Genomic DNA, 26,763 nt, shown 5'->3' with positions numbered 1-26,763 from the left:
GGGGTTCAAGGTTTTTCCCTTACTGCGTGACTATCGGAAATGGTCGTCCCATGGCCTCCCAGTCCCGATAAAACCGGGCACGATCCTCAAGTGCCGTGAACAGCACAAACGGGTTTTCAGGATCAGCCTCAGCCCCTCCGATATCCTGAACCAACTGTGTCCACAACGCTTCTGAAGCATCGGCATCCCCGAGCAGCCGCCACACTCTCGCCTGTAGCGCCAGGTAGTCGACCCGAAAGTCCGCCGTCAGGCTCATGCCATCCATAATTCTCAAGAACCTGCTGCCAAGGGGCCTGACTGCAAGCCTCTGCCAGATTAATTGTCGCGCCTCTTGCAGCCCTTCATCGCCTTCACGCAACCACTCGATGACATTCCCGTAGTTGGCTCCAGGCTCGCTTAACCACAGGTTGATCCCCGTTCGCCGTCGATGATCGACAAGGCGCAACAAGGTGTCCTCGTCCGTCAACGGATTGCCCTGCAGCATCACACGATCCCTGGCGATGGCCTGGTTCAGAACCCCCTGCGGAACCCGGGTGATCCGGTTATTGCGCAAGTCCAGGGTCGTCAGGTAAGGCTGCTCCATGACGCCAACAGGGCATGTGCTGATCCTTGTGTTACTCAAGTTGAGCCGGCGCAAATCGTTCATTCCCAGCACCAAAGGAGGGACATCCAGCGGATTGTTGCTCAGGTCCAGCGTTTGCAAGCGCGTCAGATCAGTCAGCTGTGAAGCGCTGCTCTGACTGAAAGTCAGACTTGTCGACCTCAGGTTCAGCGTAGTGAGCTGCCGCAGCTGGTTGATCGCATGAGGTAATGCGCGTCCAGCTTCGTCGCTGGTGTTGAAGTGACTCAGATCGACATTTTCCAGGTTCAGGACTTCAAGATTTGGAAAACTCTCAAGAAATCCGTTCAGGCTTTCCTGTTCGGTCAAGTGGAAGCTACGCATTGATAATTCGAGAACATTGTTGAGCCGGACATTCAATACGGGTAACCGGTGGTAATCCTCAAAGTCGAGATCAAGCCTGACACCGCGTATCTGATCAGCAGGCAGTAACAGATCCTGCGGCGTCCTGCGTTGTTGCCAGATGGAGACCAGCTCCTCGGCCAACTCATTTCGAATCGCTCGCTCCTGTTGCATTTCAGTCTGCAACAGCTGCACGTTATGTGCCTGGATTTGTGCAGCGCTCAATCCCGCTGCTTCGGGATCATTCGGGGCCAGGAAATCGATAGCCATGTCATGAATGTCATCCGCCACCTGATCTACCCAGGCGGTCAGGTCGGTGTCGAGTTGCTGCAGCTGTTGCTTCAGCCACTCAATGTGCGCCTGTGCGTTTACGCCTTCACGTTGAAGGAGCGCATCAGCCTGGGCATCGGTGAAGTCTGGGTAGATCTCTTTGAGTTGCAGCCTCATCATCTGCTGCGTCAGCGCCTCGGCCTGGTGGGTTGCCGGAAAGCCGCCACCTCTGAGTCCCTGGGCGTCGAAGGGAAGCCCGGCGTCCATTCTTCCGAGCCCGAGCCTGAGTTCCGCTCGGGGCAAAGCCTGTGCACTGATTTTCAGCCGCAATGCACTGGCCGGATCAAGCGCCACTACCTGCAACGCCGAACGCTCGTCTTCTGACAACACGCCTATGAGCGCTTGGTAGAAGTCGGTTTCCACGCCTTGGTGCAGGTAGTGATCGGCGCTCTTGATCAGCCCCCGAACATCTGTTGAATCGAGTGGACCGCTGCGGTCCAGCACCCGTCCGATGGCGGCACGATCGAGTACATCGATCCGAAGGTTTTTCGGCCAGCCAGGGAGATTTTTGAGCGAGTGCAAGGCCAGCGTGTCCGACTCCGGGTTCACCATCGAGCGAAAATAAAGACCTTCATAGGCTCGATTGAGCCGCACATGCTGCTGGTATTGCCGTGCCTTGCTGTCCAGGCGCGCGAACACTTGCCTCGCCTCGGTAACATCAGGCGCCAGCCGGAGGTCAACGCCATAGCGATCCAACATTTGTTCCACGACACTTTTCGGCAGCCCCGGATATTCGCGCTGAAAGAGCCGGACCCATTCATGCTCCGAGTATTGCAGCGCTGCGTAACGGCTGTTGAACTGCTCGGTCGTGCCGGCGGGCCCAAGATCCTGATCGATTTTGAAGCGGCTGATCGTGTCAGCCAAAAGAGGCGTCGGTGAACGCCCCGTCTGCATCAACCGCAGCATATCGTCGTCGATCGCGCAGACCTCGCCAATCTGTGCCAGCACTTCATCGCTGAAAGACGCCACAGACGGGCCGATTCCGCGGATCAGTTCGACCCGGGTCGCCGGCGCGGCGCTCGAAAGTTCTGGCGTTGGGGCAACGGCTGCTTCCGATACAGGCCTCACACCCTCCTCTGCCGGACGGACGACGGCCGTTTCACCCTTTAGCGCCACCTCCGCTGCGATCGGCAGCGCATTGAGCAAACCAAAAACGGTGCGCGTGACGCCTTCCGACCGTTCGTTCGATGTTTTACCGTTCACCACCTGATCCAAGCCGTAACCCGCGTCAATAAGCCCGGCCAGCGCCAATATCCCCTCGCCTCCCGGAACAAACAGCGCCAACGGGCCGAAACGGTTGATCCATTGCACGATCGGTTCGACGAATGCATTCAAGTTATCCCGGTTGACCTGCGCGTCGTCACGAATGCTGTCAACGCTGGCCTGAGCTGTGCGCTTCATCGTCAGCACCAGTTGGGCGTAAGGATCGATGGTTGTATCAGGCGGCTCGAAACCAACGTAGTCGGCTGGGTCCCAGTAGCCGTCATCGTTGAACAGGCCGGCAGTTTTAGTCAGCCTGTGTTTTTTCGGGTAGATCACCATGCCTTCCAATGCCGTTACCACGCCGGCGTGGAGAGTGCCATCTTCGCGATCCGCCTCGGCAAAGTGGCTCGCCAGTGCCCGCTTCGTGTCATCGCCCTTGCCCTGCAGCACGATCCAGCGTTGCAAATGTGCGGTGTCGGCAAACTCATGCAAGGGTGATGAATTGCCGGGGATGTATAACAAAATCCTCGAGCCGGAGCGTTCGCGCCAGGTCCAGATATCCGTCGCCGTGTAGCGATACAGCTCAAGGCGTCCGGCCATGATCGAGGAAGGCAATGGGGTCGATGCCTGCAATTGCGTGAGGGTCAGCGTGTCCCAGGCTTGATGCGGGGGCAGTCCTGCCACCTGCAGGGCCAGCTCCAGGCCCTTTTGACTCAAGCTGCTTTCATGACGTTGCAACCAGGCACTCATGACAAACGCGGCCTTGACCGAAGTTCTCAAGGGATAGGAGCTGGCGGCCATGATCGCCTCATCCGAGGGCCATGTCCGTCCAAGATAGGCCTGGTACAAATCCTTGAGTTCCAGCGTCCAGACCCATTGCTTGAAGTCGTCGGGTCTCAGGGGAATTTGTGTGAGTGGCCCATAGGTCTGTGGAACGGTTCGGCGATAGATCCCTTCATAGGTCTGATGGTTGCCGCTGCCGCGATCAGCGAGCTCGTCGACATGTTCGACGATACGTATGTCCGGGCCGATGTCGGGCGGGGTGTACAAACCAAAGCCGGTTTCGCCGAAGCGTCCGTCCCCCACCCTCTGGTAATCGCCGAGAAGCGCCTGCAGCAAGGTCCGGGAATTGGCCACTTGGCCTTGATGAACGCCGCTCTGCGCCGGATGCCCTTTGTAGTCGTAGTCGAGGGTGGCCAGCAGCGCGGTTTGCGGATCGATGTCATCCCCCACTTTTCCTTGAACAGATCCGCGCCAAACTGGCCGGGTGTTTGCGTCCGTGCAGTGTCGACGACCGCTCGCAGTTCGTCGCGCATCCCCGGAGCCGGGGGCGGTTCCTGGTGGTTCATCTGGTTAAGTGTTGAGTCACTCATGGTGCAGTCCATTGCAGTCAGTCGAGGACGTCTACAGTAAACCTGCATCAATGGGTGGGAAGCCGGAAAGGTCCCCGAAACCGCGAGGAAAATTCTCCGATACAGACAGAAAAGAACCGCCCAAAACGACGAAACCGGGCATAGCCCGGTTTCGCCTGCCTTGTCACTGTGTGCCAGCAACAAGGTCCTTGAGGTTTTTTACCAGAAGCGTTGCTGGGTCAACCGGCTCCACCAGTTCAGCAATACGCGATCGATCGAACCGCTGGCCGCCATGCCGATGCGCTCCTGCAGAGTTTTGCGTTCGGCGTAATGCAAATGATAGAGCTCAGACTGTTTGGCCCGTTCGGCGAGGTATTCATCACTGGTCTTGAGTTCATCCACCAGTCGCTTGTCCAGGGCCGAGACGCCCAGCCAGATTTCACCGGTGGCCACTTCGTCGATAGCCAGTTGCGGGCGATAGCGGGAAACGAAGTTTTTGAACAGTTGATGGGTGATATCCAGCTCTTCCTGGAATTTCTCCCGGCCCTTCTCGGTGTTTTCACCAAACACTGTCAGGGTGCGCTTGTACTCGCCGGCCGTCAGCACTTCGAAGTCGATGTCGTGCTTTTTCAGCAGGCGATTGACGTTGGGCAACTGTGCCACCACGCCGATCGAACCGAGAATTGCGAACGGCGAGCTGATTATCTTCTCGCCGATGCACGCCATCATGTAGCCGCCACTGGCTGCAACCTTGTCGATGCACACGGTCAACGGCACGCCGGCCTCGCGAATGCGCGCCAGTTGCGAAGACGCCAGGCCATAACTGTGAACCATGCCTCCGCCGCTTTCCAGGCGCAGCACCACTTCATCCTTTGGCGTGGCGAGGGTCAGCAGCGCAGTGATTTCATGGCGCAGGCTTTCAGTGGCCGACGCCTTGATGTCGCCGTCGAAATCCAGCACGAACACCCGCGGCTTGGCCTCAGGTTTCTTCTTTTGCTTTTTCTCGGTTTTAGCCTGGGATTTGCGCAAGGCCTTGAGCTGATCCTTGTCGAGCAAGGTTTGCTCCAGGCGTTCGCGCAGCCCTTTGTAGAAATCATTGAGTTTGCTGACTTGCAACTGGCCGTGCGACTTGCGCCGACCTTTGCTGCGCAACGCCGCAAAACTGGCCAGGACCACCAGAATGGCGATCACCAGGGTCACAGTCTTGGCCAGAAAAATGGCGTACTCGGACAAAAGCTCCACAGGGACTCCTTCAACACGATGCGCGGCATAAACACGCGCGGGATACCTCCAGCATACCCATGAGCCGGCCCGGCGACCACTAGCAGCAGGCCTGTAACGGGCATTTCAAACAAGCGTATGTTTTTTCATTGACAGCTCACCGCCATCCTCATAACCTCGCCAAACCTTCAACGTACCGGGATGACGCGGACGTGGGCAGCATCTACTTGATTCGACATGGCCAGGCCTCCTTTGGTGCAGACGACTATGACGTTCTGTCGCCGACCGGTATTCGCCAGGCAGAAGTCCTCGGCCGGCACCTGGCCGAACTCGGTGTCAGCTTCGATCGCTGTCTGTCGGGCGACCTGCGCCGTCAGCAACATACGGCCACCAGCGCGCTGGAACAGCTCGCCGCCGTGGGCTTGCCGGTACCGACACTGGAAATCGATTGCGCTTTCAACGAATTCGACGCCGACGCGGTGATCCGTGCCCTGCTGCCGGCCATGCTGGAAGACGAGCCCGAGGCGCTGGAGATCCTGCGCAACGCCGCGCAAAACCGTGCCGAGTTCCAACGCATTTTCGCCCTGATCATCGAGCGCTGGCTCGCCGGCACCTTTGACACACCAGGCCTGGAAAGCTGGCTGGGCTTCGTCGAACGTGTTCAGGCTGGCCTGCAGCGGCTGCTCGAAAACGCCGACAACACCCAGAAAATCGCCGTGTTCACCTCCGGCGGCACCATCACTGCCCTGCTCCACCTTATTACGCAAATGCCTGCCCGGCAGGCCTTTGAGCTGAACTGGCAAATCGTCAACACCTCGCTCAACCTGCTCAAGTTTCGTGGTCGCGAGGTGGCCCTGGCTTCCTTCAATAGTCATACGCACCTGCAACTGCTGAAGGCCCCAGAACTCATCACGTTTCGCTGATTCCGGACTATTGTGACCCTGGCTGTAATCACCCAGCTCTTATTACCCAAGAAAGGATCGAACCATGACCTCCGTAGCTGATGCCGTACAAGCAATGAAAGCCAAGTTCAACCCAGCCGCTGCTGCCGGTCTGGACCTGGTATTCGGTTTCCGCATCGACGACACCAAGAACTTCTCGCTGATCGTCAAAGACGGCACCTGCGAGCTGCAAGAAGGCGAAAACCCGGACGCCCAAGTGACTCTGGTGATGGACGGCGAAACCCTGGAAGGCATCGTCGACGGTTCGACCGACGGCATGCAAGCGTTCATGGGCGGCAAACTGCGCGCTGAAGGCGACATGATGCTGGCCATGAAACTGTCCGAGCTGTTCCCAAGCTAAGACGACGGCTCCCGCTCTCGGGAGCCTCTCTGGCTGCATACGAATCCCGCCCCTTGTGGCGGGATTCGTCGTTTTTCGCCCTCTGAAAACGGCTATCTGTGGATATGCCGACTATATTCCTTCTGGCCGCATGCGTCAGACATCGGCTGTTTGCCCTCGCTTCTTTTGTGAAGAACTGTGTGGAGAGCACTGCCATGAGCCCACCTGACGAGCACAATGACTTCAGTCGCCGCCGTGTACTGCAAGGTCTTTCGGCAGGCGCCATCGGTGCCTGGATCAGTCCGCTAACCGCAGGGAGTAAAACCATGCCCGATACCCCCGCCGACCTGATTCTGTACAACGGACGCCTGCACACCGTCGACCGCAAGAAACCCCAGGCCAGTGCCGTCGCGATCAAGGACGGGCGCTTTGTGGTGGTCGGCAGCGATGCCCAGGCCATGGCCCTGCAAGGCCCCGGCACGCAAATCGTTGACCTGCATGGGCGCACGGTGATTCCCGGCCTCAACGACTCCCATCTGCACCTGATTCGTGGCGGCCTCAATTACAACCTCGAACTGCGCTGGGAAGGCGTGCCGTCCCTGGCCGATGCCTTGCGCATGCTCAAGGATCAGGCCGATCGCACCCCCACGCCGCAATGGGTGCGGGTGGTCGGTGGCTGGAACGAGTTCCAGTTTGCCGAAAAACGCATGCCGACCCTTGAAGAACTGAACAAAGCCGCGCCGGACACTCCGGTGTTCGTCTTGCACCTCTATGACCGCGCCCTGCTCAACCGCGCCGCGCTGAAAGTGGTCGGCTACACCCGTGACACGCCGAACCCGCCGGGCGGCGAGATCCAGCGCGATGCCAATGGCGACCCCACCGGCATGCTGATCGCCCGCCCGAACGCGATGATCCTCTACTCGACCCTGGCCAAAGGGCCGAAGCTGCCGCTGGAGTATCAGGTCAACTCGACCCGCCAGTTCATGCGCGAACTCAATCGACTGGGCGTCACCAGCGCCATCGATGCCGGCGGTGGTTATCAGAATTACCCGGACGACTATCAAGTCATCCAGCAACTCGCCAAAGACCAGCAGCTCACGGTGCGCATTGCCTACAATCTGTTCACCCAGAAACCCAAGGAAGAACTGACCGACTTCAAAAACTGGACCAGCACTTCCCATTACGGCCAGGGCGATGACTTCCTGCGGCACAACGGCGCCGGGGAAATGCTGGTGTTCTCGGCAGCGGATTTCGAAGACTTCCTCGAGCCACGCCCCGACCTGCCGCAAACCATGGAGCAGGAACTGGAACCGGTGGTGCGGCATTTGGTGGAACAGCGCTGGCCCTTCCGCCTGCACGCCACCTACAACGAATCCATCAGCCGCATGCTCGACGTGTTCGAGAAGGTCAACCGCGATATTCCGTTCAACGGTTTGCCGTGGTTCTTCGATCACGCCGAAACCATCACCCCCCGCAACATCGAACGGGTAAAGGCCCTGGGCGGCGGTATCGCCATTCAGGACCGCATGGCGTTCCAGGGCGAATATTTCGTCGACCGTTACGGCGCGAAGGCGGCCGAAGCGACACCACCGATCGCGCGCATGCTCGCCGAGGGCGTTCCAGTGGGCGCCGGCACCGATGCCACGCGCGTCTCCAGCTACAACCCCTGGACATCGCTGTACTGGCTGGTCAGCGGCCGTACCGTCGGTGGGCTGGCGCTCTACCCACAAGGCTTGAGCCGCGATACAGCGCTGGAACTGTTCACCCACGGCAGCGCCTGGTTCTCCTCCGAACAAGGCAAGAAAGGCCAGATCAAGGTTGGGCAACTGGCGGACCTGATTGCGCTGTCGGCAGACTACTTTCACATCGAAGACGAAGCCATCAAGTGGATCGAGTCGGTGCTGACCATTGTCGACGGCAAGATCGTCCACGGTAGCGTCGAGTTCGAAAAACTGGGGCCACCGCCAATCCCGGTGGTGCCTGAGTGGTCGCCGGTGGTGAATGTACCCGGGCACTGGAAACCCCTGGCACCGCTGACGGCGCAAGTACACCAGTGTGTGGGCGCTTGCGCGGTGCATGCCCACAGCCATGAACGGGCGCGGTTGTCGTCGGCGCCGGTCAGTGACTTTCAAGGGTTCTGGGGGGCGTTTGGCTGTTCGTGTTTTGCGTTTTGAAAAGAGAAAAGATCGTCCGAACGCGGCCCGAGCCTTCGGACGATCTTTTGATTTTTAGCCTCTGCAACACTCGCTGACACAAGCTTGATCTCGATCAGTTGTTCTCTCCTCCGCACTCTCTACTATCGCTCTTCCATCGAAAGCCAAGGACGGCTCATCGGGAGCCTGCGGCCGATCATTCTCAAGGAAGAGTCAATCATGCGGTCATTGAAGATCATTCTGCTGGCATCGGCGTTCAACGGCCTGACCCAGCGGGCCTGGCTGGATTTGCGTCAGGCCGGCCACTCGCCCAGCGTGGTGCTGTTCACCGATGAAGACACGGTGTGCGAGCAGATCGAACACTCCGGCGCCGACCTGGTGATATGCCCGTTTCTCAAGGACCGGGTACCGCAGCAACTGTGGAGCAACCTCAAGCGCCCTGTGGTGATCATTCATCCGGGCATCGTCGGCGACCGTGGCGCCAGTGCGCTGGACTGGGCGATCACCCGTGAACTCAGCCGTTGGGGCGTGACCGCGTTGCAAGCGGTGGAGGAAATGGACGCCGGGCCGGTCTGGGCCACCTGTGAATTCAACCTGCCCCAGGGTCTGCGCAAATCCGAGTTGTACAACGGGCGCGTCAGCGACGCGGCAATCGCCTGCATCCGCGAAGTCGTGGAAAAGTTTATCGACGGTTTCGACCCAGTGCCTTTGGACTACAGCCAACGCCATGTGATTGGCCGTTTACAGCCGAACATGAAGCAAGCCGACCGGATCTTCAGCTGGCACGACAGCACACACTTCATCAAACGCAGCATCGACGCCGCCGACGGTCAGCCCGGCGTATTGGCCAGCCTGGCCGGCGGTCAGTATTATCTGTATGACGCCCATCTGGATTCGCGCAGCGGCACGCCGGGAGAGATTCTCGCGGTGCACGACGATGCGGTGCTGGTCGCGACCGGCGATCACAGCCTGTGGATCGGCTCGCTGCGACGCAAACCCCAGCCCGGCGAGGAAACCTTCAAGCGTCCGGCCCGACATGTGCTCGCCGAACAGCTTGCGCAAGTCCCGACCCTTGATTGGTCGATCGCCTCTCAGCCGTTTAACAACGAAAGCTATCAACCGATCCGCTATCGCGAGTCGGGGCATGTCGGCGAGCTGACCTTCGAGTTTTACAACGGCGCCATGAGCACCGAGCAGTGCCAGCGACTGGTGGAGGCCCTGCGCTGGGCCAAGTCCCGGAACACCCAAGTGCTGCTGATCAAGGGTGGGCGTGGCAGTTTCTCCAATGGCGTACACCTCAACGTGATCCAGGCGGCAGCAGTTCCGGGGCTGGAAGCCTGGGCCAATATTCAGGCGATCGACGACGTCTGCCAGGAACTGCTCAGCGCCCGGCAACTGGTGGTCAGCGGCCTGACCGGCAATGCCGGGGCTGGTGGCGTGATGCTGGCGCTGGCTGCCGACATCGTCTTCGCCCGCTCCGAGATCGTGCTCAATCCCCATTACAAAACCATGGGCCTGTATGGCTCCGAATACTGGACCTACAGCCTGCCCCGCGCGGTCGGCCCGGCGATGGCGGAAAAACTCACCGAAGACTGTCTGCCGATCAGCGCCGTCCAGGCCTTGCAGTTAGGCATGGTCCAGGAAATCGGCCCGCGTTGTCCGGACGAGTTTGGCCTGTGGCTGTTGCAGCGCGCCAATGGAGTGTTGAGTGATCCGGCGTACCAGGCGGTGCGTGAGCGTAAAAACCGGTTCGATACTCAATTGATGCAGCACTGCCGCAATGCCGAGCTGGAAGAAATGCACCAGGACATGGTGCAAAACCGTAAACAGTTCGCCGAGAAGTGCAGAAATTTTGTGCTTAAGCGCAAGGCGTGTGGCACACCGCAGTGGTTGGTGGCCGATTGGGCGGTGGTGAAGGAGATTGAGTTAGCGGACTGATTGTTTGGCACGAGGTGATCAGGTCGGGCAGTGAAATCTGTGGCGAGGGAGCTTGCTCCCGTCCGGCTGCGCAGCAGCCGTAAACCATCCGATGAGATGCATCTGAAACAGGTTTGGGGCCGCTTCGCGCCCCAGCGGGAGCAAGCTCCCTCGCCACAGATGGTATCGGAAGACCATGGCTGCTCTTACAATGCCCGCACCTCCCACATCGGCCTGCCCATGGACATCGACCTCGCCCGCACCTTTCTGGAAATCGTCCGCCACGGCAGCCTGGCCGCGGCGGCTGAAAAGCTGCACGTCACCCAGACCGCGATCACCGCCCGGGTGCAGAAGCTCGAAAGTCAGTTGGGCAGCACGCTGTTCGTGCGCAACCGCGCCGGTGCGCGCCTGACGCCGAACGGCGAGGCCTTTGTGGTTTACGCCAATCAACTGGTGCAAACCTGGGAAGCCGCACGCCGGGACTTGCCGTTGCCCGAGGGCTACCGCGACGTGCTGCACATCGGTGGCGAGGTCAGCCTGTGCAACCCGTTGATGCTCAGTTGGGCCGGGGAACTGCGCGAGAAGATTCCCAGCCATGCCCTGCGCATGGAAATCCGCGACGGCGAAAACCTGCTGCGCCAACTGGAATTAGGGGTGCTGGATGCGGCGCTGGTCTATCAGCCCGAATACTGGCCACGCCTGCAAGTCGAGCAGGTGCTGGAAGAAAAACTGATCCTGGTACGCCTGGCCGGCAAGCCCGATCCTTACGTGTATATCGACTGGGGACCGGACTTCCGTCGCCAGCACGATGCGGCACTGCCGGAAAAAGCCAAGGCAGCCTTGAGCTTCAACCTCGGGCCGCTGGCCTTGCAATACATCCTGGAAAACGGCGGCAGCGGCTACTTCCGCACTCGGGTGGTCCAGAGTTACCTGGAAAACGGCTTGCTGGAACAGGTGCCCAAAGCTCCGGAGTTCAGCTACCCGACCTATCTGGTTTACTCCCGGGACCGCGACTCGACGACTCTGCAACGGGCGTTCGACCTGCTGCGGGAAGTGATCAAAACGGACGACGACTGGTCCCAACGCTGGAACCCGCTGACCTGACGCCAAACGGGCGTCTTGCACCGGAGCATGGCGCTTGTGTCCTCAAGGTTCGGCCTGCCTGTGCGGCGGGATCGGCTAATCTGCTGGTTATAACAATAACCACAGGTGAACTCAGTGAGGCAGACCACCGAAGCGTTCCGTGCGCGCTACCGTGCCGACATTCATCCGCTCTACAACCCTTGGTTGCACGGTGCCTTTGTGTTGCTGTTCGGGTTGCTGGCCATCGGCGGGTTCTGGAGCACGGTGCATCAGGTGCAACCGCTGGAATGGCTGGCGGTGCCGCTGACCCTGTTGTTTTTCAACTTCGGCGTGTACGTCGTGCATCGGCATCTGGGGCACCACAAAAAGAGCCTGGCGCGGATGTTCTACGCCCGTCACGCCGGTGACCATCACAGCTTTTTCACCCCCGGCCACATGACCTGTGACAGTGCCCGGGACTGGCGGGTGATTCTGTTTCCTGCCTGGCTGATCGTGCTGCACACCCTCGTCATCACGGGGCCTGTCTGGTGGCTGCTGGCTCAGCTCAATAGCAACGTCGCGGGGCTGTTTGGCGGCTGCATGGTGCTCGGTTACCTGACCTATGAGGTGTTCCATGCCTGCGAACATCTACCGCCCGGCAACCCGGTGACGCGTTTGCCGTGGATCCGCCAGATGCGCCGTCTGCATGAGCTGCATCACCGTCGTGAGCTGATGCAGGAGCGCAATTTCAATATCGTGTTGCCCCTGATGGACTACCTGTTCGGCACCCTCTACTGGGAACCGGAGCAAGCGCTCCCGCACCCGACGAGAACGCCCATCACCCGTATGCAGCATGTGATCGACATCGCTGGAAACCCGGGGGCCGTGCTCGCCTACGCCAGCACCGCGACCCATTGGCCGCAGTGGCATCCGTCCTCCCTCCAGGTCGACGGGCAGAGCGGGCCGTTGTATGCCGGAGCACGGTTCGAGGAAGACATTCGGGCCGGCGGGCGTGAGGGGCATTTGAGCTGGGAAGTCGACGAATACCTGCCCGGACGCCGCTGGAGGGCTCGGGCCCGGGGCGATCATGGTCTGTCGTTGGTGGTGACTTACGAGTGTGAGGTTGAGAGCGAGGGCACGCGGTTTGTCCGCACTCTGGAATACAGCTTCAGCGGCCTGGCAATGCGCATTGCCAATCGCCTGTTGCTCAAGCGGCGCATCGAGCGCGAATCGGCGGAGTCGATGCTGGCGTTACGCGAGATGGCGCAAAAACATCTGGCCCTGGCAGGAGTCAGCGCATGAAAAGACCCCTCAAGTTTTGGCATTGGTTGCTGCTGCTGATCATCGTGATCAGCGCCTTGCTGTTTTTATTGCCGACCAAGGTTCAACCGGTAGCCTGGACACCGCCAACGGCGCCCTCCCTCGTCGATGGCATCTACGCCGACAATCAGCGACTCAAAGGCGTGAAACGTGTCGGTGCTGCTGACATCGACGGCCCTGAGGCGTTGCTGCTGGAGAAAGACGTCCTTATCACCGGCCTGCATGATGGCCGGTTGATTCGCACCAGCCTCGACGGCAAAACCACCCAGGTGCTGGCCGATACCGGCGGCAGGCCGCTGGGCCTGGCGCGGCACCCCAATGGTTTGTTGGTGATCGCCGACGGGGTCAAAGGTTTGCTGTCGCTCGACACTCAGGGCCGGTTGATTCCATTGACCACCACGGCCAACAACCTGCCCTTCGGTTTTACCAATGACGTGGCTATCGACAAGCCCGGGCATTACGCTTATTTCAGCGACTCCTCCAGCCGTTGGGGCTACGGCAAAGACGGCGAGGCGATCATCGAGCACGGTGGCGACGGCCGTTTGCTGCGTTATAACTTCCAGACCGGCAATACGGCTGTCCTGCTGGACAAACTGGAGTTCGCCAACGGCGTGACCCTGGGACCTGACGACGCGTTTGTGCTGGTCAATGAAACCGGCGCCTATCGCATCAGCCGCTATTGGCTGACCGGGCCGAAAGCCGGCACCCACGATCTGTTCATCGACAATTTGCCCGGGCTGCCGGACAACCTGGCATTCAATGGCCGCGACCGTTTCTGGGTGGCGCTGTATGCACCGCGCACTGCACTGCTCGACACCACCGCACCCTACCCTCTGGTACGCAAAATGATCGTGCGGGCCATGACTATCCTGCCCAAACCCCTGGAGAAACGCGCTTTCGTCCTGGGCCTGGACCTCGACGGCAAAGTGATTGCCAATCTGCAGGACGCCAGCAGCGGCAACTACTCCCCCATCACCACCGTGCGCGAGTATGGGGACTGGTTGTATCTGGGGTCGCTGAAAGCGCGGCACATGGCGCGGTTGCCGTTGAGTGCAGCATTGAAATAGAGGGTGTAGCCAAAAGATCGTCCGAAGGCTCGGGCCCCGTTCGGACGATCTTTTGATTTTGAATCAACGCAGATCTCGTATTGATCCCCGTTCCAATTGTTCAGTCACCGGTGGTCGGTGATTCTGCACAGCGTCTCAGGACGGCGTCTGAAGTCGCTCAACGATCTTATTCTTTACCTGCACGCGCTTCTCCTTGAGCTTCTTCAGTGCCTCATCGCTGGGAGCATCCGATTGTGCGGACTCGGCCTTCACCACCTCTGCGTCCGCCTGGGAGTACTTGTTGAGCAGTGAATCCAATAACGGATCCTTGGTGCGTTTTTGCTGGATCTCTTCCTTCGTGCAGCGCAAGTCCTGATAAAGGTTATGGGTCACCGGCATGGAACACCTCCGTTTGTTAATCGGTGGCAAACGTGATCGATGGCGTTCGCCAACTATCAGAATGGCCTCGCTTACCCGGTTCTGTCGACCGTCTATCAGACCAGCGGTGTCCGTTCGTCGTCCTGTCGCAAACGCGATATCCCCCTTGCCCGAGCTCCTGGAAAGCCCCCCTTGAATCAACCACCTAGCACCGTGCGAACCATGCGTGTCAGCGCTTCAGGACCATAAGGTTTACTCAACAGATAAGTGTCGGAGCTGAGTTGGTGATTGCGCGAAATAATGTCCCGGGTGTGGCCGGAGGTAAACAGCACCGCCACCGGAGGGTTCTGCACCTTGGCCCAGGCGGCCAGGTCCGGGCTTTTGATCAAGCCGGGCATGACCACGTCGGTGAAAATCAGGTCCACCGCCACGCCGTCCAGCAACATCTGCATCGCCAGGTCACCGTTGGCTGCGGTCAGGACCTGATAACCCTCTTCACGCAACAAGTCCACGGCCGAACTGCGCACCGCTTCGTTGTCCTCGACCACCAGAATGGTTTCATGCCCGCCCCGGTGCTGCGGAGCATGGCGCGTTGTTTCATCAGGCAACGGGCGCAAGCTGCGAGGGAAATACAGCCGCACCCGGGTGCCTTGCCCGACGATGCTTGCGATCTCGATATGCCCGCCGCTCTGTTTGACGAAACCGAACACCATGCTTAACCCCAGGCCGGTGCCCTGGCCGTCGGCCTTAGTGGTGAAAAACGGTTCGAAGGCCTGTGCAAGCACTTGCGGCGGCATGCCGACGCCCGAGTCAGCCACCGTCACGCAGACATAATCGCCAGCGACGATCCCCTTGCCGGCGCAAAACTTGCGGTCGAGGACGATGTTCTCGGCGCTCAGGGCAATGGTCCCCTCGCCTTTCATGGCATCCCGGGCGTTGATCGTGAGGTTGAGAATGGCGTTTTCCAGTTGATTGCGGTCCACGTAGAGGTGCCATGGGTCGTCAGGCGCGGACACCTTGATCTGGATCGTCTCTCCCAGCGCTCGCTGCAATAATTCCCCGAGGTCTTCGAAGATCTGCCGCGGATCGCATACGGCCGGCGACAAGGGCTGACGACGGGCAAAGGCGAGCAATTGCGAAGACAATTTGGCCCCGCGTTCGACCGCTGCAATCGAGGCGCCGACCCGGCGCTGCACGTTGGCGTTGTCCGGCTCGTGACGCGCCAGCAAGTGCAGGTTGCCGGCGATCACCTGTAACAGGTTGTTGAAGTCATGGGCCACCCCGCCGGTGAGACCGCCGATGGCTTCGAGCTTCTGTGATTGACGCAACTGCTCTTCGGCCGCCAGCCGCGCCTCGACTTCTTCAGCGACTCGTTGCTCCAGGTTGCGAGTGAACTTGAGCAAAGACTCTTCGACAATCTTGCGTTCGTGGATGTCGATCAACACCCCGGGAAAGCGCAACGCTTCACCTTGCTCATTGAACTCGCAACACCCGCTGGCGAGCACCCACAGGTAACTGCCATCGGGACGCAGAACCCGATATTCGGCGTTATAGGGCACGCCGGTTTCCACCGACTGATTCATCCGCTCCCGGACCCAGCTGCGATCATCGGGATGAATCTGTATTTGGGCGATGGCCGGTGGCAGGTTGGCCAGGTCCTGGCCTGGGGGATAGGAAAACGTGCGGGCGAATCGCTCGTCGCCCGATAGCACATCAGCCTTGATGTCCCAGACAAACGAGCCGAGCAAAGCCCCGGCATTGAGGGCCAGGCGAACCCTTTCATTGTCGGCACGGTAGGCGTTTTCGGCTTCCTGGCGTCGGCGTTCGGAAATCACATGGTCAGTGGTTTCAACCACCATCGCCATGACCCCGGCGGGACACCCGTCATCATTGGCGACCGGGCTGTAGTAAAGGTCCATCCAGACGTTTTCGGGAACGCCGTCGCGCAGCAACACCAGTGCTTTGTTGTGATAGGACAAGGTGCCGCCCGCAAGGCAGGTGTCCACCACATGCCGATTGAATTCGGCGACCTCCGGCCAACCCAGCTCCACCGGGGAGCCCAGCAGGTAAGGATGGCGGCCACCGGCTAATCTTGAGTAGGCGTCGTTATAGATCATGTAACCGGGGCGGCCCCACAGCATCACCATCGGCAGCGGTGAAGCGAGCAATAACTGCACCGCGCTGCACAGGCTCCCGGGCCAGGTGTCGATGCGACCGAGTTCGGTCAGGCTCCAGTCGAACGCACGGATGCGTTCGGCCATTTCGCCGCTCCAGCCGGTACATCCGTGGCTATTGTCTAGAAACTGCATCGACTGGCCTATGTCTTGTGAATGACATGTCTTCGGGCAGTGCGAGGAGACTGTGCGTGCCCGTTTGTTTTCGAGCATCGCCGACGCCAATGGTTTCATAGGTATAGCTGATTCTCGACCGGACTCTATCGCAACCGTATTTCGGCGAACGTGATTGCTTCTGTAGGAGCAGCCGAAGGCTCTTACGGGAAAGCATGTGGCCATGGACTCAGCGGAAATCCCGGCTGCGCACATGGATACCGTCGAGCAATGAACTCAGGTCGCTCAAGCGTCCGGCAATCAGGTGCCGCACCTCGCCCACCTTTTCCCAGCGCCCATCGATCTTGAGCAATTGCGAACCGACCAATACCTGCCGTTGCCGTTCGGCCAGGTCGCGCCAGACCACCACGTTGACGTTGCCGAACTCGTCTTCAAGCGTCACGAAGGTCACACCGCTGGCGGTTCCCGGACGCTGCCGGCCGGTGACCAGCCCGGCGACGCTGACCGGACGCCCATGCTCGACCATCAGCAATTCCCTGGAGCTGCGACAGCGCCGGGCCTTGAGTTCCCCCCGCAGCAACGCCAGCGGATGCGGGCCGAGGGTGGTGCCGACACTGGCGTAATCGGCTTGCAAGTCTTCGCCCACAGTAGGTTTGGGCAGATCCACCGCTGGCTCTTCCTGACTCGGCAGACCGGCAAACAAACCGAGCTGCTTCTGCACCCCCGCCACCTCCCAGCGCGCCCGATGCCGATCACCGGCCAGCCCGCGCAGAGCACCGGCATCGGCCAGTTGTTCCTGGGCACGGGCATCGAGTCGTGCCCGTTCGCCGAGGTCGGCGATGTCGGCAAATGCCCCTTTCGACCTTGCCATCTCGATGCGCCGGGCATCGTCTTCGCGAAAGCCCTTGATCATCCGCAGCCCCATGCGAATCGCCGGCTGCGCGCCGGTGATCGGTTCCAGGCTGCAATCCCAGTCGCTGGCCCGCACGTCTACCGGGCGAATCTGCAAATGATGGCGGCGGGCGTCCTGGAGAATCTGGTCCGGGCTGTAGAAACCCATGGGCCAGCTGTTGATCAGCGCACAGGCGAAAGCCGCCGGCTCGTGGCATTTCAACCAGCAACTGGCGTAGGTCAGCAAGGCGAAACTGGCGGCGTGGGATTCAGGAAAACCGTAATCGCCGAAGCCTTTGATCTGCTCGAAGATCTGCGCGGCGAACTCCGCCGTGTAGCCGTTTTTCTTCATTCCGTCCGCCAGACGCTCCTTGTGTGGCTCCAGTCCGCCATGGCGTTTCCAGGCCGCCATGGAGCGGCGCAATTGATCGGCCTCGCCGGGGCTGTAGTCGGCGGCGACAATCGCAATCTGCATCACCTGTTCCTGGAACAGCGGCACGCCCAACGTACGCTTGAGCACCGCTTCAAGTTCTTTCGACGGGTATTTCACCTCTTCCTCACCCTTACGCCGCCGCAGATAGGGATGCACCATCCCGCCCTGAATCGGCCCCGGACGAACGATCGCCACCTCGATCACCAGATCGTAGAAGTTCTTGGGCTTGAGCCTGGGCAACATCGACATCTGTGCCCGGGACTCGATCTGGAACACCCCGATGGTGTCCGCATGGCCAATCATCTCGTAGGTTTGCGGGTCTTCGGCCGGCACCGTCGCCAGGCTCAGGTCACGGCCCCGGTGCCGACGCAGCAGATCGAAACAACGGCGAATAGCGCTGAGCATGCCCAGCGCCAGAATATCGACCTTGAGCAGCCCGACCGCATCCAGATCGTCCTTGTCCCACTGGATGATGGTGCGCTCAGCCATGGCGGCGTTTTCCACCGGTACCAGGCTGTCCAGAGGCTGTTCGGAAATCACGAAACCGCCAGGGTGCTGGGACAGATGCCGGGGAAAACCGATCAACTGCTGGGTCAGGCTCAGCACTCGGCGCAATACCGGGCTGTCGGGATCGAAGCCCCCTTCACGCAGACGCTCGACGGGCGGCGCCTGATCACTCCAGTGGCCGCAACAGTCGGCCAGGGCGTTGACCTGATCCGGCGGCAAACCCAACGCCTTGGCCACGTCGCGGATTGCGCCGGCACCGTGGTAAGTGCTGACCACCGCCGTCAGCGCCGCACGAGCCCGGCCATAACGCTGAAACACATACTGCAGGACTTCTTCGCGCCGCTCGTGCTCGAAATCCACGTCGATGTCCGGCGGTTCGTTGCGCTCCCTGGAGAGAAAACGCTCGAACAGCAGTGTGCTGCGATCCGGGTCGATCTCCGTGATCCCCAGCACAAAGCACACCGCCGAGTTGGCGGCAGAACCGCGCCCCTGACAGAGGATGTGTTGCTGGCGGGCGAAATTCACAATGTCGTGAACCGTGAGGAAATAACTCTCGTACCCCAGCTCGGCAATCAGCTCCAGTTCCTTGTCGATCTGCGCCAACACCTCGGCCTTGGGGCTTTTTTCCCAGCGCCATCGAATACCCTTCTCTGCCAACGCCCGCAGCCAGGACGTGGCCGTGTGCCCCTCGGGCACCAGCTCCCGGGGATATTGATAACGCAACTGACCGAGGTCGAAAGTACAGCGCCGGGCGATGTTCAGCGTCTCGTCGAGCAGCGTCTGCGGGTAGAGATCGCGCAAGTCGTCGAGGCTGCGCAAATGCCGTTCGCCGTTGGGGTGCAGACGCAACCCGGCCTCGGCCACCGGCAGGTGATGGCGGATCGCGGTCATGGTGTCTTGCAAGGCGCGCCGGCCACGGGTGTGCATGTGCACATCGCCGCTGGCCACCGCCGGGATTCGCAGCTCCCGTGCCAGGGTCAGCAGCGCCGCCAGTCGTCGAGTGTCGTCCTGCCCGCGATGTAACTGAACGCTCAGCCACAGGCGCTCGGCGAAGGTCTGCTTCAGCCAGTGGCCCTGCGCAAAGTCATCGATGGCGTCCGGCACCCACAACGCCAACAGCCCCGGCAACGGCTCGCTGAAATCCTCCCGCAGCACCTGATACTGGCCTTTCTGCGTGCGGCGCCTGGCGCGGGTGATCAGTCGGCACAGGGTTTGGTAACCCTCGAGGTTTTCCACCAACAGCACCAGTTTCGGGCCGCCTTCAATGCGCATTTCGCTGCCGATGATCAGCGGCAGCTCCACGGTCTTGGCCGCCTGCCAGGCACGGACGATACCCGCGAGGGTGCATTCGTCGGTGATTGCCAGCGCTTGATAGCCCTGCTTTTTCGCCCGTTGAAAAAGCTCAAGCGCACTGGAAGCACCGCGCTGAAAACTGAAGTTCGACAGGCAGTGCAGCTCGGCATAGTCGACGCTCATGCGAACCAGCCTTGCAGCCACAACGGACCGTCTTCACCCACCGCCCGATAGGCCCAGCCCTGCTGCCCGGAACGGGTTTCGATCAGGTAGTAATCGCGGCGCACGTCGCCGCCGTCCCACCAGCCGGACTCGATGCGCTCCGGCCCCATGAGGATGCGCGTCGAGCTTTCGTGTACCGCCTGCGGTTCAGTCAGCAACCAGCCCGGACGTTGCACCCCAGGCAGCCCCCCGCAGGCCTGACTGTCGACAGTGGTCTGCCACGCGCATTCCGGCCGGTGATCGGCCTGGAACCGCAAGCCCTGCACCGCGTCATCCCCCAGCCGTGCGCGCAAGCGTTCACGCAGTTGCTCCCAGGGCAAGGATTGCTGCGGACGGTCGTCGAACAGTTCCTGATACTGGGGAACGAAGGCCGGCAAGTCTTCGGCGCGCAGACGAAAACCGCGCACCGGCGCCTCGACCTGAACCTGCTCCAACCGCCCCCGGGCCAGTTCGAACAGCATCGCCGGATCGCGCTCGGCGCTGAGCAGGCCGACCTTGATCACGGTGTCCGGCAAGCCGGCGTGTTCCAGGTGCAGGTCGAAACGTTGCACGCCGCTGTCCCGGCCGCAGAGGAACGCCGACAGATCGCCGGTCAATCGTCTTAAAGGAAACAGCAACGCCTGATGGGATTGCACATCGAAGTTGAGCTCGATACGCACATCGAAACGGTCCGGCGGCAGGTAAAACGCCAGCGCCAGCCGCCGCTCACCGAACAGGCTGTCCAGATGCTTGAGCACCTGGGCCTCGAAACGCCGGGCCAGGCTATGCCGGGGCAACGCCTGCACCTGACTCAAGGTGCGCAGCCCCATGCGCGATAACGCCGTGGCAACGCTGGGCTCCAGGGCGATCCGGTCGACGGGCAGTTGCCCCAAGTGATGCTGCAAGGCGTCATTGTCCGGCACCACCAGACCGTCATAAACGTTGGCCAGCACCCGCGCCGCCACCGGGTTGGGCGCGGCGACAATCCGATGGCGAAACCCCAGCTCAGCGAGCTCGGCGCGCAGCCGCGCCTCAAACTGCGGCCAGGGCCCGAACAAGCCCAGGCTGGATTCGATTTCAAACACCACGGCGCGCGGGTAATGCACGCTGACCTGCGAGCTGAACCGATAGGCCCAGGCGGCCAGGAACTGCTGCCAGTGTTCGATCTCGGCGGCATCGTATTCGGCGGTGACGAACCCTTTGCTCAGGGCCTGTGCGGCCGTCATCGACTGACCGGGTCGCAAACCCAGCGCCCGTGCCGCACCGTTGACCGCCTGCAGCACCCGCCGCTGGGCCGGGCCGGTCAGCAGCGCCAACGGCTCATCGGGGTCGGGGCGCTGACGCAGTACCGCGTCCAGCGCCAATTGCGGAAAGACAATGCACACCCAGCGCATGGCAACCTCAATGCCCCACGGCAAAGGCAATCGGCGCCGAACGGGCCAGCCCGCCCCGGCACTTGAGCACCCGCAACTGAGCAGGCTTGGCGTCGATGGCGATGCGCAGGGCCGCTGGCGACGGGTTGATGGCTTCACTGAGCGAGCGATAGGCGAACGCCAGGGTCTGCCCGGTTTCGGCCGCCACCTGCAAACGTCGCAACGCCCGGTCATCGGCCTTGTGCGGCCAGCACAACACCGCCCCGCAACTGCCCGAACGCAGGCATTGTTCCGCCGCCCACAGCGCATCGCGCTCGCTGGCCTGGATGATCGACAACTGGCGCAGATCGACCCCGGCGTTCTGCCAGGCCTGGGGATACGGCACGTAAGGCGGCGCCACCAGCACGATGCGCTCGCCCGCCGCCGACAGCCGTGCCAGCGTCGGCCACACCAGTTGCAACTCACCCACGCCCTGCCCGGCCAGGAGGATTTCGCTCAGCGCCGCTTCCGGCCAGCCACCGCTCGGCAACGCCGCATCCAGCGCCGCATGCCCCGTGGGTTGCGGGCTGACGGTCGGTGGCGCAGGCCGGCCCTTCCAGACCTGGCCGCCATTGAACAGCGTATCCAGCGCAACGACGGCGCCCATCACCCTTGCCTCACCAGACCACAGAACACGCCTTCGATGGCCAGCTCCTGATCGGCTCGAACAATGATCGGCTGGTAGGCCGGATTGCGCGGCAACAGGCGAACGGCATCGCCGACCCGTTCGAAACGCTTGATGGTGACTTCGCCGTCGAGCCGCGCCACCACGATCTGCCCGTTGAGCGCTTCAGGATTGCGCCGCACGCCCACCAGATCGCCGTCGAGAATGCCGTCCTCGATCATCGAATCGCCTTGGACCCGCAGCAGGTAATCCGGCACCCGCGAGAAGATCGACGGATCGAGCAACAAACGGCTGTGGACCTCGGCATCGGCACCGATCGGCGCACCGGCCGCCACGCGGCCCAGTACCGGAACGTCCAGCAGCTCGGGCCGCGGCGGCTGGTTCAACAAGCGGATGCCGCGCGCCTGATGCGGATTGACCTCGATGAAACCCGCCTCGGTCAGCGCCAGCACGTGCTTGCGCGCCACGCTGCGGGAGGCGAAACCGAAGGCCTCGCTGATTTCAGCGAGGCTCGGGGGCTGACCGTGTTCGGCGATGCGATCGCGGATGAAGGTCAGGATGGCGGTACGGCGGGGAGTTAAAGTCGTCATGGAGTACATTTGTACTCTTTCGGCTTTTTCCTGGCAAGGACCGCCAGTCAGCTCAACCCGACGGGGGCAGAAAAGTTAGGCGATGCACACGACTTTGCGCACTTCCGTGTCGCCGTCGTCTTGCGTCGCCTGCAATGGCGGGATGGCATCTTTATCGTTCAATTCGCCGAGGGCCAGGGTGGCTGCCTTGCGCAAATTGCTGATGCGGTGGCCGAGGGCTTCGATCAATCTTCGAAGGCCGGAGCGTAGCGCAAACGGCAAAGGCTTCGGGTGGCGCGCAGGCGGACTTGCCAGTAATCGTCGCTCAAGGCTTCGACCAGGGCTGAACCTGCGTCGGCGTGTCCGACTTTGCCCAAGGAAACTTTGTGGCGAGGGAGCTTGCTCCCGCTCGGCTGCGCAGCAGTCGTAAAAAAATGTGCACGCGGTGTGTCTGATGAAATTCGGCCGCACAGTAATGGGTCCGCTTCGCGCCCCAGCGGGAGCAAGCTCCCTCGCCACAAAAGCAGATCAGCAGGTGCGCTTGAGGATCTGGTCCATCACCCAATCGGTTTTCAACGCCTGCTCGGCCACCGCCGGGTGTTGCGCTTCGCCACGGATGTGGGCGTTCATGCCCAGCACGTGGTGCCACTGGATGTGTTCGTGATGCTCGATGTGCAGGTTGAGGTGTTCATCGGCCTCAAGCTGCACCGGGTGTTCGTCGAACACCGAAAAGCTGATCCGGCCTTGACTGCCGATCAACTCGACCCGGTCCTCGCGACGGTCCGCCACGAAGCTCCAGCAGCCCATGCCCAACGCCCCGGACGCAAAGCGCCAACTGGCGCTGACGGCGTCCTCAGCAGCGTAAAGGCCAGCCTGGTGCGCGGTGAAACCGGCGACCTCGACGATGTCGCCCAGCAGGTACTGAAACAGGTCGAAGCCATGACTGGCGAGGTCGGCGAAGTAACCGCCGCCGGCAATCGCCGGGTCGGTGCGCCAGTTGTCTGTGCCACCAAGATCGTTCGGCGAAGGCGCTTTGGTCAGCGTCCAGCTCAGGTGCCGGACGTCGCCGATCCGCCCCTCGGCCAGCCATTGCCGCACTTGCTGGAAACGCGGCAATGAACGTCGGTAGTAGGCAACGAACAGGTGCAATCCCGCATTGGCAAAGACCTTTTGCATCTCACGGCTTTGCCCGGCATTCAGCGACATCGGTTTTTCGACGCAGCAATGTTTGCCGGCGGCGGCCACTTGCAGGCTGTAAGCGTGATGGCTATCGGGTGGCGTGGCGATGTACACCGCGTCCACTTCGGGATCATTGATCAGAGCGTCGGCGTCGGTGTAGACCCGGGCAATGCCGTGGCGCGCGCCGTAATCGGTCACCGCCTCCAGACGCCGCCCCATCACCGCCACCAGCGCCGAGCCGGGAGCCTTGTAGAAGGCCGGCCCGCTCTTGCGCTCGGCCACACTGCCACACCCAATCATGCCCCAGCGCACCACGTTCATCGTCACTCCCCGCTATTTAGCCAACGCGCAATGCGCGCAGGTCGAGGCGACCGTCCTTGAGCGGCGGGCACCAGTAGTAGCCGCCAGTGATCGGTCGGCTGATGCGGTACAAACCGTCGGTGATGCCGTCTTCCAGACCGCTCATGCGCCGCAGCTGGGCTTCGAATGCATCGAGGGAAAAACCGAACGCCAGGAACATCAGGCCGGCGCGATCGCCTTCGATCCACGGCATCGAGCGACGGACCACGAAGGCTTCAGGTGCGAAGCTTTCCTGGGCGGTGCGTTTGACGTGGGCAGAGATTGGCGCATCGTCGAGTTCTTCGTTGTCGCTCAGGCGCCGCCCCATGATGTTGTCCTGCTCATGGGACGGCATCGCGCGGAAGCCTTTCAAGTCATGCTGCCATTGCTGGATCGCGGCGAAGCTGCCACCGACCAGCCCCTCAGCGCCCTCGCTCAGCAGCGCGGCGGCTACAGCGGCCTCATCATGAGGGTTTTCGGTTCCGTCTTCGTAACCGGTCAGGTCGTTACCGGTCATGTGGCGGAAGGTTTCGTTCATCTGCACCAGACGCAGGGCCGGTGCCAGCGCGGCTTCGATCGCGTGGCTGCGATTGAGCAATTCGCCACGGTCAACACCGTGCAGCCAGCACCAGAGCGCGTGTTGGGTCGACGGGTTGTCGACGCCGACACCAACCAGCGCAGGAAAGGCGCGCAAGCCGTCGATCTGCGTGTGCAGCGCCTTGACCAGGGACTCACCGAAACCGACCACCGCCGACTTCCCGTCCACCAGGCGCATCAGGTTATCCAGCGCTGCCGGCAGTGCCTCGGCGGATTCGAGGGCGAAGAACATATGACGAGCTTGAGGCGGAACTGGGGTGGCGAGAATGCCCGGCTGGTAGTAACTCATATGAACTCCTTTAGAAAGAGCGTGAAGTTTAACCGGGGGATCATTACTTGTGTGCTTTCAAGGACAAAAGATCGCAGTTGCTACGGGCACTTTCATGCGCAGATGGCCGACAGATTCACGATCCACAACGCCGAGCAAAAAAAACCATAAGATGAGTCATGACAAGCAAGGTAGAGGTCTGCTAAAACGATTCATCAGTGCATCACCCAATCCAGACGGGGTAGCGACATGACCACAGCATCGATCCTTGGCAACCTGTTTCCCACCGCCGACAGCATCCCGGAAAAGTACCGCCTCAACGGCCAGACCGAACAGCGCGAATACCTGGTCGACGGCGAACTGAAAACCTGGTCCGGCCCCCTCGCCCAGGTGCGCAGCCCGGTGTACCTGAGCGGCGCGAATGGCGATGAACAAGTGATCCTCGGCAGCACGCCGCTGCTCGATGCCGACACCGCACTGACCGCGCTCGATGCGGCTGTCCGCGCCTATGATCGGGGCCAGGGCCTGTGGCCGACCATGCGCGTGGCCGAGCGCATTCAGCACGTCGAAACCTTCCTCGGTCGCATGCGTCAGCAGCGCGATGCGGTGGTCAAGTTGCTGATGTGGGAAATCGGCAAGAACCTCAAGGACTCGGAGAAAGAGTTCGACCGCACCTGCGACTACATCGTCGACACCATCAACGCCCTCAAGGAACTCGACCGCCGCTCCAGCCGCTTCGAACTGGAACAGGACACCCTCGGCCAGATCCGCCGCGTTCCGCTGGGCGTGGCGTTGTGCATGGGGCCTTACAACTATCCGCTGAACGAGACCTTCACCACGCTGATTCCGGCGCTGATCATGGGCAACACCGTGGTGTTCAAGCCGGCCAAGCTGGGGGTGCTGTTGATTCGTCCGCTGTTGGAAGCCTTTCGCGACAGTTTCCCGGCCGGGGTGATCAACGTCATTTACGGCAGTGGTCGCGAGACCGTCAGCGCGCTGATGGCCAGCGGCAAGATCGATATCTTTGCGTTTATCGGCACCAACAAGGCCGCCAGCGACCTGAAGAAACTCCACCCAAGGCCTCACCGCTTGCGTGCGGCGCTGGGCCTGGATGCGAAGAACCCCGGCATTGTGTTGCCTGAGGTGGATCTGGACAACGCGGTCAGCGAAGCCGTCACCGGCTCCCTGTCGTTCAACGGTCAGCGTTGCACCGCGCTGAAAATCCTCTTCGTCCATGAAGACGTGGTCGAGGCGTTCATCGAGAAATTCAACGCCAGGCTCGCCTCACTGAAACCCGGCATGCCGTGGGACAGCGGCGTGGCCCTGACACCGCTACCGGAGGCGAGCAAAGTCGATTATCTGCATTCGCTGGTGGCAGACGCGGTCAGCAAAGGCGCCGCTGTGGTCAACCCCAACGGCGGTGAAGCCCGCGCGTCGTTCTTCTACCCGGCCGTGTTGTACCCGGTGACACCGCAGATGCGCGTCTATCAGGAAGAACAGTTCGGCCCGGTCGTGCCGATCGTGCCTTACCGTCATCTGGACACCGTGATCGATTACGTCCTGGAATCCGACTTCGGCCAGCAACTGAGCATCTTCGGCACCAACCCGGTGGCGGTCGGCAGGCTGGTGGACACCTTCGCCAACCAGGTCGGCCGGATCAACCTCAACGCACAGTGCCAGCGCGGCCCGGACACCTACCCGTTCAACGGCCGCAAGAACTCCGCCGAGGGCACGTTGTCGGTGCACGATGCGCTGCGGGTGTTTTCGATCCGGACCCTGGTAGCGACCAAGTTCCAGGAAAGTAGCAAAGAGCTCATCAGCGAGATTATCAGCGGCCGGAACTCGAGCTTCCTGACCACCGACTATATTTTCTGAGGACACCAAAATTTTCTGAGGACACCAGACCTGAGCATCATCAAAGGCCTTCGACTGCCACC

The 26,763-nt window shown here is 61.2% G+C and carries 17 protein-coding genes and 2 pseudogenes; 8 read left to right on the top strand and 11 right to left on the bottom strand.

What is annotated here, in order from left to right; translation table 11 throughout:
* Positions 1 to 19: 19 nt before the first annotated feature.
* Positions 20 to 3,867, bottom strand: a pseudogene (locus AC1RO5_RS01175) (dermonecrotic toxin domain-containing protein).
* 198 nt (positions 3,868 to 4,065) lie between these two features.
* Positions 4,066 to 5,088 (bottom strand): protease SohB, encoded by a 1,023-nt coding sequence (sohB, locus tag AC1RO5_RS01170; RefSeq protein WP_493171997.1) that lies wholly within the window; start codon positions 5,086 to 5,088, stop codon positions 4,066 to 4,068.
* A gap of 191 nt (positions 5,089 to 5,279) precedes the next feature.
* Here sohB and AC1RO5_RS01165 point away from each other — a divergent pair, with 191 nt between their 5' ends.
* The 7 genes from AC1RO5_RS01165 (at position 5,280) to AC1RO5_RS01135 (ending at position 13,867) form a co-directional block, all read left to right on the top strand.
* Entirely contained in the window at positions 5,280 to 5,990 is a 711-nt protein-coding gene (locus AC1RO5_RS01165) for a histidine phosphatase family protein (RefSeq protein ID WP_493171995.1), read from the top strand.
* Between the two features lie 64 nt (positions 5,991 to 6,054).
* Positions 6,055 to 6,369 (top strand): SCP2 sterol-binding domain-containing protein, encoded by a 315-nt coding sequence (locus AC1RO5_RS01160; protein WP_038982927.1) that lies wholly within the window; start codon positions 6,055 to 6,057, stop codon positions 6,367 to 6,369.
* A 305-nt stretch (positions 6,370 to 6,674) separates the two neighbouring features.
* Entirely contained in the window at positions 6,675 to 8,522 is a 1,848-nt protein-coding gene (locus AC1RO5_RS01155; RefSeq protein ID WP_493172422.1) for an amidohydrolase, read from the top strand.
* Between the two features lie 198 nt (positions 8,523 to 8,720).
* Positions 8,721 to 10,439, top strand: coding sequence for a hydrogenase maturation protein (locus tag AC1RO5_RS01150; RefSeq protein WP_493171993.1), 1,719 nt, complete (start codon positions 8,721 to 8,723; stop codon positions 10,437 to 10,439).
* A gap of 219 nt (positions 10,440 to 10,658) precedes the next feature.
* Complete coding sequence (locus tag AC1RO5_RS01145; protein ID WP_493171991.1) at positions 10,659 to 11,522, top strand: LysR family transcriptional regulator; 864 nt, start codon at positions 10,659 to 10,661, stop codon at positions 11,520 to 11,522.
* A gap of 114 nt (positions 11,523 to 11,636) precedes the next feature.
* Positions 11,637 to 12,782, top strand: coding sequence for an SRPBCC family protein (locus AC1RO5_RS01140; RefSeq protein ID WP_493171989.1), 1,146 nt, complete (start codon positions 11,637 to 11,639; stop codon positions 12,780 to 12,782).
* Positions 12,779 to 13,867, top strand: coding sequence for an SMP-30/gluconolactonase/LRE family protein (locus AC1RO5_RS01135; RefSeq protein WP_493171986.1), 1,089 nt, complete (start codon positions 12,779 to 12,781; stop codon positions 13,865 to 13,867). Before AC1RO5_RS01140 ends, AC1RO5_RS01135 begins: the two co-directional genes overlap by 4 nt.
* A 135-nt stretch (positions 13,868 to 14,002) precedes the next feature.
* Here the strand turns inward: AC1RO5_RS01135 and AC1RO5_RS01130 are convergent, their stop codons facing one another.
* The 9 genes and pseudogenes from AC1RO5_RS01130 to AC1RO5_RS01090 form a co-directional block, all read right to left on the bottom strand.
* On the bottom strand, positions 14,003 to 14,245 hold the full coding sequence (locus tag AC1RO5_RS01130; RefSeq protein ID WP_493171985.1) for a hypothetical protein: 243 nt from the start codon (positions 14,243 to 14,245) through the stop codon (positions 14,003 to 14,005).
* Positions 14,246 to 14,421: 176 nt separating this feature from the next.
* A complete protein-coding gene (locus tag AC1RO5_RS01125) occupies positions 14,422 to 16,533 on the bottom strand; it encodes a hybrid sensor histidine kinase/response regulator (protein WP_493171983.1) in 2,112 nt (703 codons plus the stop codon).
* 208 nt (positions 16,534 to 16,741) lie between these two features.
* Entirely contained in the window at positions 16,742 to 19,840 is a 3,099-nt protein-coding gene (locus AC1RO5_RS01120; RefSeq protein WP_493171981.1) for an error-prone DNA polymerase, read from the bottom strand.
* The gene (locus tag AC1RO5_RS01115) at positions 19,816 to 21,231 is read right to left on the bottom strand and encodes a Y-family DNA polymerase (protein ID WP_493171979.1); all 1,416 of its coding nucleotides are present in this window, start codon (positions 21,229 to 21,231) and stop codon (positions 19,816 to 19,818) included. The genes AC1RO5_RS01120 and AC1RO5_RS01115 overlap by 25 nt, the downstream gene beginning before the upstream one ends.
* Positions 21,232 to 21,238: 7 nt before the next feature.
* Entirely contained in the window at positions 21,239 to 21,856 is a 618-nt protein-coding gene (imuA, locus tag AC1RO5_RS01110) for a translesion DNA synthesis-associated protein ImuA (protein WP_205887918.1), read from the bottom strand.
* The gene (gene lexA / locus AC1RO5_RS01105; RefSeq protein WP_007941781.1) at positions 21,856 to 22,473 is read right to left on the bottom strand and encodes a transcriptional repressor LexA; all 618 of its coding nucleotides are present in this window, start codon (positions 22,471 to 22,473) and stop codon (positions 21,856 to 21,858) included. Before lexA ends, imuA begins: the two co-directional genes overlap by 1 nt.
* A 66-nt stretch (positions 22,474 to 22,539) precedes the next feature.
* Positions 22,540 to 22,823, bottom strand: a pseudogene (locus AC1RO5_RS01100) (HEAT repeat domain-containing protein); the annotation flags it as partial.
* Positions 22,824 to 22,971: 148 nt separating this feature from the next.
* Complete coding sequence (locus tag AC1RO5_RS01095) at positions 22,972 to 23,943, bottom strand: Gfo/Idh/MocA family protein (protein ID WP_493171976.1); 972 nt, start codon at positions 23,941 to 23,943, stop codon at positions 22,972 to 22,974.
* A 16-nt stretch (positions 23,944 to 23,959) separates the two neighbouring features.
* Positions 23,960 to 24,847 (bottom strand): Dyp-type peroxidase, encoded by an 888-nt coding sequence (locus AC1RO5_RS01090; protein ID WP_493171974.1) that lies wholly within the window; start codon positions 24,845 to 24,847, stop codon positions 23,960 to 23,962.
* A 228-nt stretch (positions 24,848 to 25,075) separates the two neighbouring features.
* Here AC1RO5_RS01090 and AC1RO5_RS01085 point away from each other — a divergent pair, with 228 nt between their 5' ends.
* On the top strand, positions 25,076 to 26,701 hold the full coding sequence (locus AC1RO5_RS01085) for an NADP-dependent glyceraldehyde-3-phosphate dehydrogenase (protein ID WP_493171972.1): 1,626 nt from the start codon (positions 25,076 to 25,078) through the stop codon (positions 26,699 to 26,701).
* Positions 26,702 to 26,763: the final 62 nt, after the last annotated feature.

It is taken from the genome of Pseudomonas sp. GW822-FHT02G04 (assembly GCF_058802085.1).
This window is presented reverse-complemented; position numbering and strand designations above follow the sequence as displayed.